Source organism: Planococcus salinarum (genome assembly GCF_007004625.1).
GTDB classification, from domain to species: Bacteria; Bacillota; Bacilli; order Bacillales_A; family Planococcaceae; genus Planococcus; species Planococcus salinarum.
Genome location: NZ_VIFV01000045.1, coordinates 1 through 14047, shown reverse-complemented (window position 1 = coordinate 14047; position 14047 = coordinate 1). Strand labels below are relative to the sequence as shown.

At 44.3% G+C, this 14047-nt stretch carries 11 protein-coding genes; 1 reads left to right on the top strand and 10 read right to left on the bottom strand.

Going from position 1 to position 14047, the window contains the following annotated elements; all coding sequences use genetic code 11:
- Nucleotides 1-262 precede the first annotated feature (262 nt).
- Both DIJ65_RS15675 and DIJ65_RS15670 read right to left on the bottom strand, forming a co-directional pair.
- Complete coding sequence (locus DIJ65_RS15675; RefSeq protein WP_117303739.1) at nt 263-1138, bottom strand: DUF1028 domain-containing protein; 876 nt, start codon at nt 1136-1138, stop codon at nt 263-265.
- Between the two features lie 122 nt (nt 1139-1260).
- Nucleotides 1261-2295 carry a WxL protein peptidoglycan domain-containing protein gene (locus tag DIJ65_RS15670; RefSeq protein WP_185959576.1) on the bottom strand — a complete coding sequence of 345 codons (1035 nt, stop codon included), beginning with the start codon at nt 2293-2295 and terminating at the stop codon, nt 1261-1263.
- 426 nt (nt 2296-2721) lie between these two features.
- On the opposite strand from DIJ65_RS15670, the gene DIJ65_RS15665 reads away from it, so the two are divergent.
- Complete coding sequence (locus tag DIJ65_RS15665) at nt 2722-3921, top strand: LysM peptidoglycan-binding domain-containing protein (protein WP_117303735.1); 1200 nt, start codon at nt 2722-2724, stop codon at nt 3919-3921.
- Between the two features lie 78 nt (nt 3922-3999).
- On the opposite strand, the gene DIJ65_RS15660 is transcribed toward DIJ65_RS15665, so the two are convergent.
- The 8 genes from DIJ65_RS15660 to DIJ65_RS15625 form a co-directional block, all read right to left on the bottom strand.
- On the bottom strand, nt 4000-4551 hold the full coding sequence (locus DIJ65_RS15660) for a DUF4126 domain-containing protein (RefSeq protein ID WP_117303733.1): 552 nt from the start codon (nt 4549-4551) through the stop codon (nt 4000-4002).
- 154 nt (nt 4552-4705) lie between these two features.
- Complete coding sequence (locus DIJ65_RS15655) at nt 4706-6031, bottom strand: UDP-glucose dehydrogenase family protein (RefSeq protein WP_117303732.1); 1326 nt, start codon at nt 6029-6031, stop codon at nt 4706-4708.
- A gap of 18 nt (nt 6032-6049) precedes the next feature.
- A complete protein-coding gene (galU, locus tag DIJ65_RS15650; RefSeq protein ID WP_117303730.1) occupies nt 6050-6937 on the bottom strand; it encodes a UTP--glucose-1-phosphate uridylyltransferase GalU in 888 nt (295 codons plus the stop codon).
- Between the two features lie 44 nt (nt 6938-6981).
- Entirely contained in the window at nt 6982-9093 is a 2112-nt protein-coding gene (locus tag DIJ65_RS15645; protein ID WP_117303728.1) for a serine/threonine protein kinase, read from the bottom strand.
- Nucleotides 9094-9469: 376 nt separating this feature from the next.
- Nucleotides 9470-10507 (bottom strand): glycosyltransferase family 2 protein, encoded by a 1038-nt coding sequence (locus DIJ65_RS15640; RefSeq protein WP_117303726.1) that lies wholly within the window; start codon nt 10505-10507, stop codon nt 9470-9472.
- A gap of 34 nt (nt 10508-10541) precedes the next feature.
- The gene (locus DIJ65_RS15635; protein ID WP_117303724.1) at nt 10542-12014 is read right to left on the bottom strand and encodes an MOP flippase family protein; all 1473 of its coding nucleotides are present in this window, start codon (nt 12012-12014) and stop codon (nt 10542-10544) included.
- A gap of 57 nt (nt 12015-12071) precedes the next feature.
- Nucleotides 12072-12836, bottom strand: coding sequence for a WecB/TagA/CpsF family glycosyltransferase (locus DIJ65_RS15630; RefSeq protein ID WP_185959575.1), 765 nt, complete (start codon nt 12834-12836; stop codon nt 12072-12074).
- Between the two features lie 19 nt (nt 12837-12855).
- Complete coding sequence (locus DIJ65_RS15625) at nt 12856-13515, bottom strand: sugar transferase (protein WP_185959577.1); 660 nt, start codon at nt 13513-13515, stop codon at nt 12856-12858.
- Nucleotides 13516-14047 lie beyond the last annotated feature (532 nt).

Sequence of the window (14047 nt, the reverse complement as noted above, 5' to 3'; positions counted from 1 at the left end):
TGCGACCTTCGGCAGAAAGGACTTCGCCTTGTTTGGCAGGCTCACCCAATCGCACATAGCCTTCTATGAAGTTCGTGTTCCTCAGACCGGAGGTTTGCCGCCCGCTTCCTTCAGATTCCACGTCGCCATGAACACCCTTGCGCTTGGCTAACTGTTACTTCTGCCTTCACAGTTCGGGACTCGCACCCTATAGATTACGCCCATGCCGGGCACACCAAAAAAACCGATCAGCCCCTGGCCAATCGGTTTCCCCTCACCTATTTTATTCTTTCCGCAAATGCTCCAGCACGGTTTCATCGATCCGCCGCTCTTCGGTCCAGCGGTCATCGAAGTTCTCGCGCAGGGTGAACGTTTTCAATGCTTCCTTTACAGAATCGTTATAGCCGGCGTGGTCGGTCGAGTCCAATAGGCCGTGGCGCACGAGATGGCCTTTGATTTCCTCGAAAAGTTCGCCTTCGATTTCGAGCTGTTCGTCGGTACTTTCGCCGAAAACTTGGTGAAGTTCATACAGGCGCAACAATTCTTCGATCGGCTCGGGATGGTCATCGACGCGCAGATCCACTTTGACGTCGTTATAACCGCCATAGCCCGCGCCTTCCTGCAGTACATACACCGCAGCGGATTGTTTCCCCCGGCTGTCGCCGCCGGCATGCTGTGCCGCGGCCAATGCTTTGATCAGCCGTTCGGCAAGCGGACCCGTCGATTGTTCGAAAAAGCTGCTCATTGCCGTGACGGTTTCTTCGCTGACAAGAATGTTGCCCTGGCATGAATGGTTTTTGCCGATTTTGTGGCCTGCCCAGTCGAAACATTCCTCGCCGGTGAACGCACTGGCTTCGCCTTCGGCATTGATGACCGCCACCTGGCGCAGGTTGCGGCCCGGATCGTCAGCCACCAGTTTGGCAATGACTTCATCCGGTGACAGTCCTTTTTCAAGAAGCTCCAGCCCCTCCGGACCGTATCTTGTATTTGCCCAGGATTGTGTCGCTACCGCGCCGACATTCGCTTTCGCCCACGGCACCACTGAACCGACCGCAAGGAATTTCGATTGCACCGCAACGCCGACTTCCCCTGTTTTCGGGTCAGCCCCGACTATCGAAAAAGTCGCCACCAACTGCTCTTTTTTTACATGATTTTTCATTTTCCAATCCCCCTTTTCTTCAGTTTACCCTAACTTTCACCTTTATTAATGAAAATTAAAACAAATGAACCTGAAAAAGCCGCACCCGGACAATCCGGGTGCGGGCAAAAAATCTCCAGGTATTATTTATCGGACAATTTCAGCAAGGGGTCTTTAGCATTTCTTTTATCGAGCTTCATGAACAAGGGAAGCAGCAGGAAAAAAGCAGCCAGCGCAATTGCGATGGTGCGGGAAATGTTGCCACGGAAAGCGGCTGCTGGGGTTTCCGCTGTTTCGCCCGCAATTGCTTCCTGCTCACCTTCTGACACTGAAAATTTTTCTTCGGCAAAAAATTCCTTTTCATCGGCGCGCCCTTTTATCATCAGAACGTATTTCCCTTTTTCGAGCAGCTGCCCTTTCAGATCAATCGGAAACTTAATAGCCGACATCGGCGCCATTGCAAAAGGCTCCACTACGCCGCTTACCAGTTCTTCGCCTTCTTTATCCAGGATTGTGTAGGTGCCCTGGACTCTTTCAAGCACTGCAGATTTTCCGTTTGCCACTTTCAACGTCAACACATTTCTATCGGCATTGAATTTTGCTTTGCCCAATGAAAATCCTGACGCGGATTTCTCCGGCATGTTCAGTTTGACTGCCACAAGGCGCTGTCCGACCCGTTCAAAGCTGTAATTGCTTCCACTTTTCTTTTCCGGTTCCAACAAAAGCTCTCCTGCAGCATTGTCGTCCGTCAACATGATGCCGCCCAGCAGTGTGCCACTGGCGGATTCGGGAATGTCGATATGAACATGCACCTTTTCAACGCCGCCGGGAGCAATAATGACGGTATCCTGGACATCGAGCAGATCCGACAAAAGCAATTGGTCTTTATCAGCTGTTTCCGGACGGACGCTGTAAAGAATTCCGCCTCCCTCAGCTGTATGGGCATCCACCGCTTCCGCAGATAAACGGAGCGTTTCATCACCGGTGTTGATTACACGGAAATTCAGCGACAGGGTCTGGCCGGGTTCGGAATCCACGTTGAAATAGCCTTCCGAGAAATCTTTCTGGCCCTCGGCAGGCAATACGTTAATTTCAAAATCATTAATGGCCTCTGCCGCATTGGCAGCAAGCGGGATAGTCAACATCAGTAAAAGCAATATCAGAACACGTGGGTACATAATGTTCCTCCTGTAATTTATTCTTACAAAAAATAAAAAGCTGCGTCGCACTGACACAGCTGCCATTTCAATGTAATTGTAAGTACAGCCAAGCGTAATAAACAAGAAGTTGTTTATCCATGTTTTTTCATTGTTCTCAGCTTTTATATTACAATTATATTACAACGGGTGTAACAATGAATCAAGCTTTATACCCACTTTTCGTCACTTTAAACATTTAAACCCTTTGGAAAGAAGCATCGAAACAAAGTTATCAGAAAACTCAATTTACTCTTTTTCTATTCCCTTTTGCTGTGCTATAATAGAATTGAATTATTTATTCATATTTTTTTATTATTAATATGCATTTACATAGAACTTATTGCTTACACTCTGTATACATACGCTAATTTTTTCTTAGTGTAAAAAATCAAAGGGGTGAGTTTTGTGGGGACGAAAATCGGCAAGATTGCAACAGTCCTGGTATTGGTTCTGTTCAGTTTGTTTTCATTCAGCGGCCAGTCTGACGCAGCCAGTTCGACTTATATAACGAAAGGCAACACCTCCAGCAAAGTAGTCGCATTAACATTCGACGACGGGTCTGATGGAACGAACATCAACAAGATCCTGAGCATCCTGTCAACGCATAATGTCAAAGCCACTTTTTTCCTGACCGGATCCGGAGCTGAAGATCATCCGCAGGACATCAAGAATATTGCCGCCAAGGGACATCAACTCGGCAACCATTCCTATTCACATCCGGATTTCCGGACCTTAACAGCCGCGCAGATGAAATCCCAGCTCGACCGCACCGAAACAATCATCAAAAACTTGACCGGTAAAACGACCAAACCTATTTTCCGGGCACCGTTCGGTTCGGTCAATGCAGATGTCCTTTCAGGAGTCGGAGCGGCGGGATATGGCTACACCATCCAGTGGAATATCGACACCATCGACTGGCGCGGGTATTCAGCCACCACGATCACCAATAAAGTAGTGAATAATATTGTTCCCGGGTCCATCGTGCTGATGCACACCGGCGCAGGAGCACCCGGCACACCAATAGCTTTGCCGAATATCATCACTCAACTGAAAGCGAAAGGCTACTCTTTTGTGACAGTTTCCCAATTGCTGAATCTTCCGTCGAGCGGCAGCACAACTTATACAGTCAAAGCCGGTGATACGCTGTATGGTATCGCACAGCGGTTCAACACCACCGTCGCCAAAATTGCCGCTGCCAATAACATCACGAATGTCAATTACCTCCGCATTGGACAGGTATTGATCATTCCAGGCACCAGCACAGCACCGACACCGCCGCCGGCAACTTCCACGACTTACACGGTCAAAGCGGGTGATACGCTGTACGCTATTGCCCAGCGGTTCAATACCACCGTCGCCAAAATTGCTGCGGCCAATAATATCACGAATGTCAATTTACTCCGCATTGGACAGGTATTGATCATTCCGGGCACCAGCACAGCACCGCCTCCAGCAACGACCATCAAGTACACGGTCAAAGCCGGGGACACTTTATATGCAATTGCTCTAAGGTATAACACCACCGTCGCCAAAATTGCCGCTGCCAATAATATCACGAATGTCAATTTCCTCCGTATTGGCCAGGTATTGATCATTCCGCAATAACCGAAAGAAAAGATAGGCTTTGCGCGCGAGTCCGCGCACAAGGCCTATCTTTTCTTATTGCCGATTCCGCTTCACGGTTCAGGTCCTCCGTAACGTCTCTTTTCGGTACAGGAAGATTATCAGGAGCGGGAGCAGTATGACGAACACGATTGCCAGAAATGGGAGCAGGAAAATCGCAATCGGCACCGCCGTAGCCGTGACGTCTTCCAGCACAGCAACAAACGGGCTGAGAAAGGCCGTTTCGCTGAAACCTTTGACCGCCGTGATTGCTGTATGCGAGGCAGTGGCAACTCCGCCGCCGCCAATAATCGCGATGCTCCACTCGAGCAGTGGGTTCATGTCGCCTATAAACGATGCGGTCAAAAGTATGCCGGCGATGGCCGCTAGCGGTGTTGCAAGAACTTTCATAAAAGAACCGACAGCCGGAATGTAATTGACGGCAACCTCAATCAGCGTCGCTACTCCGAAAGCAATCAGAGCCGGTGTGCTGCCGATCCAGTTAAACCCATCCGATAATGTAATCCAGTCGATTCTGGTGAAGATCCCTGTAATGAGCAACGGAGTGAATATCCGGAACCCCACTGTCGCACTCAACGCGAGCCCTATACATATTGCAAGAATTGTTTCCATGGGATAACTCTCTCCTTCTGGGAACTTTACCTATAGTATAAATGACTGGCCCCCATACCGCTCAGTTCCACTTGAAGGAAGAGTCAATTTATTTATAAAATATTTTTCTTGCATTGATGTATCGATCGTTTCCGAACTTCTCCGTCTGACTTCATTAAGTCAAAACGGTTGTAACCCGCTCATTTACGGGTGGTCTCCCAACAGAGTGATATTCGATATCATGAGCTTTCATATCCTGTAGGGAATAGCAGTTTCGACCATCAATGACCAAGGGCCGTGTCATTGATTTAAAATCTGTGGGCGATAGTTTTTTAATTTCCTGCCATTCCGTGAGAATCAGGACAGCGTCACTTTCCTGGATGGCTTCAGCGGCACTTTCCGCGTATTCTACATCAGGGTGTAATACGGACCTGGCATTTTCCATAGCGACGGGATCGAACCCCATTACTCGGGCACCTTGTTTGATAAGCTCTTCCGTCACAATGATTGAAGCGGATTCTCTCATATCATCAGTTTCCGGTTTAAATGCAAGACCTAGAACTGCAATCTTTTTACCCGCCACATCAGGGATACAACGCTTCAATTTTTCAATGAGCAAGCTCTGCTGTTTTATATTCACATTGACTACACCCTTCAGCAATTGGAATTCATAATCCAGATTGCCCGCAATCTGGATCAGGGCCTTGGTGTCTTTAGGAAAACAGGATCCACCGTAGCCAATGCCCGCTTTCAGGAATTGGGGTCCGATTCGTTTGTCCATTCCCATTCCTTTGGCCACGTTTTCAACATCCGCTCCCAGCAATTCGCAAATATTGGAGATTTCATTAATGAAACTGATTTTCGTAGACAGAAAAGCATTTGAGGCATACTTAATCATTTCGGCACTTTTTATATCCGTCCGGAATATTGGAACATTGAATGGAGCATTCAAGTTTTCCATAACTGCCGCGGCTTTTTCTGAATCTGTTCCAATAATGATTCTGTCAGCGTGAAAGGAATCATAAATTGCGGAACCTTCTCTTAAAAACTCCGGATTGGAAACAATTTCAATCTGGAGATCGTGAAGGAGGTGCATAAGAATCGTGTCTCGAATCTTATAATTGCTGCCTACCGGAACGGTGCTTTTCGTTACAATGATTGTGTCCCGTGTAATGTTCCGGGCAATATCTTTGCATGCCTGTTCCACATAACTGAGATTGGCTGAGCCATCTGCATTTTCAGGAGTCCCTACAGCAATATAAACCGCATCCACCTGTCGAAGTGCTTCCCGATGGCTTGTGGTAAACGACAGCCTTCCGGCTTCCAGATTTTTTTTCATCATTTCGGTCAGACCCGGTTCATAGATGGGCGAAATGCCTTGTTTCATTTTTTCCACTTTCCGTTCATCAATATCCACGCAGACAACTTCCTGTCCGATTTCCGAAAGTGTAGCTCCGGTAACCATACCTACATAACCTGTACCGATAACTGCTATTTTCATCTCAACACCTCCATTCACTTAAAGTAAGGCTGTAGTGGATCTGGCCCGTAGCAGCTTGTGCATCATTTCTTCCACTTTCGCTCCATATTCCTCATGGTCCAAAGCGAACTCCATTTGAGTTTGGATAAACCCGAGCATCTCTCCTACGTCATATCTTTTCCCTTCAAAATCATAGGCGTAGACATTCTGCAGCTCGTTTAATCCCTGTATCGCATCAGTCAGTTGAATCTCCCCGCCCGCACCGACTTCCTGTTTATCAAGAAATTGGAAAATTTCCGGCGTCAAGATATATCTCCCCATAATCGCAAGGTTCGAAGGTGCCGTTCCTTTAGCAGGTTTTTCAACAAAGTTGCTGACCTTGTAACACCGGCCATCAACCGAAGACGGATCTATAATCCCGTAACGATGGGTTTGGTCTTCATCAACAGGCTGGACGCCGATGATTGATGATCCAATCTCCATATATTGATCAATCAATTGCTTCAGACAAGGTTTTTCTGATCGGACGACATCGTCTCCCAGCAATACAGCAAACGGCTCATCCCCGATGAATTTTCGTGCCGTCCAGACGGCATGCCCCAATCCTTTGGGTTCTTTTTGCCGAATGTAATGAATCTCAACTTTTGAGGAATCACGGACTTTTTCCAGCAAGTCGAATTTTCCTTTTTTGATCAGGTTTTCTTCAAGCTCGAAATTATTGTCAAAATGATCTTCAATCGCTCTCTTCCCTTTACCCGTCACAATGATGATGTCTTCAATTCCTGATGCCACCGCTTCTTCCACAATGTATTGGATTGTGGGTTTATCGATGAGTGGAAGCATCTCTTTCGGCATGGCTTTCGTTAACGGCAAAAATCTTGTTCCAAGACCGGCTGCAGGAATAATCGCTTTTCTTACTTTTTTCATGTAATATCCCCTTTCATTTTGAGAATTTTTTTTTATAAAGATTTTTAATACAGGATTTTATTCCATAATTCCCTTCTTTTTGAAGCTTCAACCTCATAAGGGAGGTCTGCCTTAAAATCTTCAGGAAACCCGTTCAGATCAAAGGAATCTTCAATGTGCAGAGGTTTAGCTTCATATTTATACAGGAATTCGAAATCTATCAGCTTCAGGCCCTCTTTGGTGAATAAAATATTGCCGGGGTGGAAGTCTATCATTGCATACCCCCTGTCATAAAAGAACGTAATGATTTCAAAGATTTCTTCTTTGTACCTCCTCAGGTACTGGTTTTTGATGAAACCGTTCTCAGTCAAAAAATTGCTTCCGTAATAAGGGATGATTAGATAATTCTCTCCTTTATCAAGGAGAGGAGGAATGAATGAGCATTCTTTGCTCAATTCCCCGTATACATAAAGTTCCCTTTCAAGAAACCGTTCCTTCCCTTTTTTATACGTTTTCTTGATCACTTTTTTTCCCTGGTATTCAATAATCTCCACTTTAGCCCTTCGCTTATGCCGTGAGACATCCTTTATCACCTTTTCAGCTGTTTCATATGCTGCGTCCCAGGCAACCACTGTACTTTCCACTCTTTCAAGTATTTCCGGAGCAGTTGCTTCTATATAATCCAATGCTTCGATTTCGTCGTCGGAACTGTGAATCGGATTCGACCTTTTTTCAGGCGGAAGACTGGAATTGAGTTCTTTTCGCAGCCCCTCTTTCAACAGATAATGTTCGTTGGTCACGTATGGATACTTCTTCCGGTAATGTTTGCTCAATGGTTTCGGGTTATAATCATACATTACCAACAGAATGGACGGAACACCGCCACTTACCGGCCATGGTCCCCTGCCCCAATTGCCTCCACGCAGATTTTGGGCTGCCAGCTTTTTTTGTTTGGAAGTGTATTCCACTTCTGCAACTTTATTCAGTCCTGCTTTCTCCAAATAATTTAATATGAATTCCGAATGCCCATGTTCCACTGCCCATTCACGGATTATAAAAACCATCAACTCTCCGGATTTATTAAAGTTGAGTTTATTGACTCCTGCAATGGACTCGAGCCAGGCATCATTTTGGGTATTCAATTTTCTGATTGTATCGGTTGCCGGTGCCCATCCAACCATCTCCAAAAAACTATGCAGGTAATCCAGGTTCATCTCCTTCAGGTCTATCTGATTTTCCTGAGCCAGTCTGTTTAATATTTCGGGATAGTCATGATCCACATGTGAATCTTCCCTGCCTTCATCTGCCCGGAAAGCAATTCCCGATTTTTCGCCTTTATGGTACACCACATGATATAGCAGGCTGAGGAAGTAATGCAGCCTGTCCGGAACATAGTATTTACCTTCCCATACTTCGCGATGGTTCAGAATTTTTTCCGCAATATAGGGGGGATAGTAGGAAACATAGCGAAAACTGCTTCCGTTCATGCCTGTAACGCTGTATACATCAAACGGCAAAATACCAATTCTTTCATCAAGGATGTTCTGGACCTGCTCCAGATCCTCATCAGAAACTAACACATCCACATCCTCATTGATGTCCATAAAAGGGAGATTTTCGAACCATCGCAATACCACATAGCGTATGCCGCGGTCATTAAGTGATGTGAAAAAATTCTCCAGTCCGGTTGCCGGTGCCAAATAACGGCGTGCGCCCTTTTCTGTCTCATGCAATCTGGTTAAAACCAATGCTCTGTAAAATTCCCCGTTCTTGTCTGAAAAACTATTAAGGTGGATGTCCCACTTTCTTCCGCGCACTGTATACGCTGCAGCCCCCGCTATAGCCGCTGATAATGTCATGGCATTCCGCGGTTTTATGATGATTTTTTCAGCTCTGGATCGAAGAGCTTTTTGAACGTGTTCGATAGTTGCGTTTTCAAGAATTAGGATATCTGCATTATTTTTATAAACCAGATTGGTGTCAGCTTCACAATACAGATCCGTCAACTTTGCTGCATACTCTTTTTGGGTCAGAATGCCAAGAAAGTTAGTAAATCCTTTTTCAGTCATTTCTTCTTTCAACTCTGTATCAAGTGCATTATATTGGAGGATTTTCAGTCTGGCTTTTTCTTTATAATGCACTGCAAGATAGTTGCTCAGTTTTAAACCACTTTTCACATTCTCTCCTCCTCCATACTGTTCCTGAAAGGCTCTGCATTCGAATTGCACATTCTCAAGCCGGTTTTTAATAGGCGGTATATGTGTTATCCGGTATAGCCGGACTGTCAGGTACCCCCTCTATCAAAATTGATTCGAAACGATAATCCGGATTTTTGCTTTAAGGCCCATTTGCTTATCTGTTTTACCTGACTCCTGGATCAAAAAATTCCTCTCCATGACTTTTCAGCCACCAGATTGCTTTTATCTCAATTACCGCTTCGATGGTGGGGTATCCAAGGAGATTCATGAACTGTTATCTCAATTGTAAAATTTTGTGGTTAAAGAAAGGTTAAAAGTTAGATTTTTCAGAAAATTTATTTTACAGGTGTTTTTTTCATGAACCTGTATGTGTTTCCATCCTGCAAAGCAGGTTGAAAATATATTCTTTTTCCGAAGGTTCAAGATGCCTGTGCAATTGATGAGTCAGGGCACGGTTTTTTGAGTTGTCATAAACCGGCCGCAATTTTTTGTACAGCTTTTTTTTCGACAAACGCTTTTCACTGATTGAAATGAGGATCCGGTCTTTAAATGTAATGTCCCTGAACAGCTTCAATTCCCGCTGGCCCTGGTATATATACTCTTTTTTTCCGGACTTTAATGCGGCATGGAATAAATCTTCGTATTGACGGATAAAAAATTTCCTTTTTTCATCCGGTAAAAGCCGCTCTATTGCATGCTCGAACTTAAGCATATAAAGTTCCTTCACTTTTCGCAGTTTATTATAATCGAGGAGATTATTTTCGCCGTTCGCAGCTCTGACTATCAGAATTTTGTCCAGATTGATCACCTTGAAATTCTCAAGTATTCTAAGCATGAATTCAGTATCCTGATGGCGAATGAAGTTTTCGTCGAAGCCGGTAACAAAATTCACGGCTCTCTGGGTCAGGAATAAATTACTTCCAGTGCCAAGACTGTCCCCTTTCAAAAGAAGATCTTTCTGTTCCAAAGGAGTGCCAGGTTTTACAATACTCTTGAAATTGCCGTTGTTTGTCAGGACTACACCACAATATACGCCGTCATAACCCGGATTTTCTTCGAGCAAAGCGACACTTTTTTCAATGCGCTCAGGAAGATAAAAATCTTCATCATCCAAAAAGCAGAGGAAGTTGCCGGAAGATACCGAAATTCCTGAATTTCTTGCTGCAGCTCCATTTTTGGTCCTTGTATGTTTAATGTATTTCACATTTCGGCGATGAAGAAAGAGACTCATCACCGCCTCAGTCTCACGCCGCTCCTCCGAATCCGGTGCGTTATCATCCACGACTACAACTTCCACCGGATTGTAGGTCTGCTCAAGAACACTTTCAACCGCACGCGCCAGGTTGTCCGCGCCTTTATATGTCGGGATGATTACACTTACTATTGACTCCATTCAGATCCACTCCATTCTCCCCACAATATTTTAATTATGTCAGACCTATTTTTTTTGTTATAAAGAAACCTTTGATTTCCCTGATCAGCTCTTTCTGGAATATCAAAATCAGCAGCATGTATATGAATATTCCGGCAGGTATGCTAATGATAAGAATATTTGCGTAAGGCAGATTCTCCATCCGGGAAATGACCCACTGGAGTATGCCAACCATCAGAAGGCTGTGGCCAATCGGCGTGAAAATGGCCTTCAGCATTTCTCCAAGACAATTTCCGATTATAAAACGAAGACGGATTGCATAATTGACAAAGAACAGAACAAACCTCAGCAATGTCATCGACAGAGCGACCATTACAATGCTTCCTGTAAGGCTCGAGAAATATAAAACTACAGGAATGATGAATAACTGGAAAAGTTGCCAGTAAAAACTCCACTCTATTTTGCCTGTGGCTATCAGCAGGCTGCCGCTCGGATTTCCCATAGCTCTGAATAATGCATAGACGCATAAAATCTGCACTATTATAACTATCCTTGTCCACTCTTCACCCAGCAGCAATGGAATGACATAGGGGGCGAGGACTGCCAGCCCTGCATACATCGGAGCATTAATGGTCATAATCAGTTTAATGATGAACAAATATCCTTTCTGAAGTCGTGCCCGATCATTCTGGATTTGTGAAAAAACCGGAAAAGCCACCCGATTGATCATCGGATTCAATTTTTGTATCGGCTGCATGATAAGATTCATGGCCATACTGTAGAATCCCAGAATTTGTGGCCCCATCATGATTCCAACCAGAATTTGATCCACTTTTGTATTGAAGAAATTTATCGTTGTGGTGCCCAGGCGATAAGCTCCAAAGACAACATATTCCCTGATGCCCTCCCACGAAAATGTGAGTTCTGGCCGGGTTTCCGGATTTTTAAAGCCGATAATGACCCAGGGAATCGTCCGGATCAGCGAGGCAGAGATATGGCCAAACACAAGCGACCATGCACCCGCTGAAAAAAATACCGCCGCGGAAATTGTTACCATCACGCCAAAAAAAGAAGATATGATTTCATACCGGCTTATCTTTTCAAACTCCAGATGTTTGCTGGCAATGGTCTGAAACTGCAAACCGAATGGAAGGATCAAAAAGCTCAGGCTGATCATCCGGATCAGTCCGGTCAGCTGCTCCTGTTGAAAAATCATTGCGACTAGCGGTGCCACAGCTATCATGCTTAAGCACATGACCAAGCCAATCCCAAGTGAAAACCAATATAGGCCTGACATGTTCTTTTTACTGATTTTTTCTTTTTGAATGATTGCATCACTTAATCCCATATCTATATACATTTGTGCAAATTGAATAACAATCTGAACAAGCGCGATAACTCCAAACACTGCCGGCCCCAATATCCTGCCCAGAATTATTAACTGTAGAACTTGCAGCAAGCTGGTGATTATCATTGCCAGACTCGTATGTTTCACGCTTTTGACTGCTTTTGACTTTAATGAAGACATAACCTCATCCTCTTCACTGGTTGGATTTAGCAACACGACACTTCAAATTTCGGGATTCTACAGCTTCTTGAGTTTAAAGAGGTGGATTAAGAAAATGCCCTTTTCGATAACATAATTTTTAAACAGCCTTTCAGATTGAAAATATAAACGGTATGCCCATGCCATTCCCATCCTGCTGAACAAAGGCGGTAATGGGGGCTGCCTGATTCTCCCTGCAGCAGATTCCAAATAATCGCCAACTGCCATAATCAGGGTGGCATCCAATTCCTCAAAATGTGCAGAAATCCAATTTTCCTGATCCGGGACATCCATCCCCACCAGCAGCAGATCCGGCTTTACCTGATTAATATCCTTAAGAACATCCACCGGGTTTTCAAAGGATCCCTGGCTTGTCCCTGACAGAATAATGTCAGGGAAATTGTCCATTATATTATCAGCGGCCTTTCCGGCAACTCCCGGAAAGCCGCCAAGCAAGTATAAACTCATTTTTTCTGCATTAAGAATTTCCAATACATCAGTTGTGAAATCGGTGTGGTCCAAATTTTCTTTCATTGAAGGATCCAAGCTCCTGGCGCCTGCCCCAATCCCATCATTTAAGACAAACTCGGCAGCATTCAAATTCCGAAGATACCCTGAATTCTTCTGTGCAACGTTAAAGCAATGAACGTTGAGGAAAAAAATGCGTGTTTTCATCTGTGTCGCAAGACGAAAACGTAATTCTTCCAGAATTTCGTTCTTGCTTGCTGCAACGATTTTTATGTTTCCGATATTCCGGAAACATTTCTCATCGAAATTCCAGATTTCACGATTCATATTCAGCATATTGGCTCCTCCTTTTCGTTCAACAGGCATCTTTTGAGCCAAATAATACTAAAACCGTTTTGCATATCAATTTAATATCAACAAAGGTATTTCTTTCCTTAATATATTGCAGATCTAATTTCACCCATTCATCAAAGCCGATGTTGCTTCGTCCACTGACTTGCCAGTAGCAGGTAAGCCCAGGAGTTACAGCCAATCTCCCACGTTCGAAGTCTGTATATTTTTCAACTTCATCGGGAAGTGCAGGCCTAGGCCCGACTAAAGTCATTTCACCCTTAAGCACATTGATCAGCTGCGGCAATTCATCAATGCTCGTTCTTCTGATGAACGATCCGACTCTGGTTACCCGTGGATCAAATTTAATCTTGAAAACGGGGCCCGACGCCTCATTTTTGTCCATCAGCGTGGCTTTTAACGCTTCAGCGTTACTGACCATTGAACGGAATTTGTACATATGGAACAGCTTTCCGCCTTTGCCGACTCTTTGTTGCCTGAACAGGATTTCTCCATCCGGATCTTCCAATTTGATCATCAGCACAACCATCAGCAGAAGCGGTGAAAGAGCCGCGATTCCAACAATCGAAATAAAAATATCAAGGAATCTCTTAATATGCGGGTAATACGCTTTCGCATTTTCATTCTCAACCGACTCCGTCACACCCGTAACTGCCGTATTCAAATTCTTTGCGTTTGCTTCAATTTTCTTATCTCTTCTGCTCTCTGAAGTTACCAATCAAATCACCGTCCCTTATTATTTCCGTGGCACGAAAGAATATGATCAATCCAATAAAACCTGTTTTCTTTTAAAAAGTTTGCAGGTCCCCGAGGTCGTCCTCCATTGCAGTCCATTGGATTTGTCCGATTACGGGTACGCTGAGCAACTCTTCTGCTTTCTTTACAAAACCTTTGTCCACTTAACCATTCGATAATTTAAAATTGTAAATATTCAGTTATTTTAAAACAAAGCCCTTTTCCTTCTGATTAGCATTACATAGTATAAAAGTTACTATTAAAACGTTAAAACGAAGTTAAAAAATAAAATATAAGTATTATTACTCATATAATTTTTACATTAAGTCAAAATAACAAATCGAGTAGGAGGGAGCGATTAACTCCCGACCTCTCACACCACCGTACGTACCGTTCGGTATACGGCGGTTCAATTAAGATGCATAACGCAAAGTTTCATAACGTGCTACCAGACTTTTGAG

What these genes read in the sequence shown, in the direction of transcription:
- galU (WP_117303730.1), bottom strand. Translation starts at nt 6,937, where the DNA reads ATGAAAAAAGTAAGAAAAGCGATTATTCCTGCAGCCGGTCTTGGAACA.
- DIJ65_RS15675 (WP_117303739.1), bottom strand. Translation starts at nt 1,138, where the DNA reads ATGAAAAATCATGTAAAAAAAGAGCAGTTGGTGGCGACTTTTTCGATA.
- DIJ65_RS15670 (WP_185959576.1), bottom strand. Translation starts at nt 2,295, where the DNA reads ATGTACCCACGTGTTCTGATATTGCTTTTACTGATGTTGACTATCCCG.
- DIJ65_RS15655 (WP_117303732.1), bottom strand. Translation starts at nt 6,031, where the DNA reads ATGAAAATAGCAGTTATCGGTACAGGTTATGTAGGTATGGTTACCGGA.
- DIJ65_RS15630 (WP_185959575.1), bottom strand. Translation starts at nt 12,836, where the DNA reads ATGCTGAATATGAATCGTGAAATCTGGAATTTCGATGAGAAATGTTTC.
- DIJ65_RS15640 (WP_117303726.1), bottom strand. Translation starts at nt 10,507, where the DNA reads ATGGAGTCAATAGTAAGTGTAATCATCCCGACATATAAAGGCGCGGAC.
- DIJ65_RS15635 (WP_117303724.1), bottom strand. Translation starts at nt 12,014, where the DNA reads ATGTCTTCATTAAAGTCAAAAGCAGTCAAAAGCGTGAAACATACGAGT.
- DIJ65_RS15660 (WP_117303733.1), bottom strand. Translation starts at nt 4,551, where the DNA reads ATGGAAACAATTCTTGCAATATGTATAGGGCTCGCGTTGAGTGCGACA.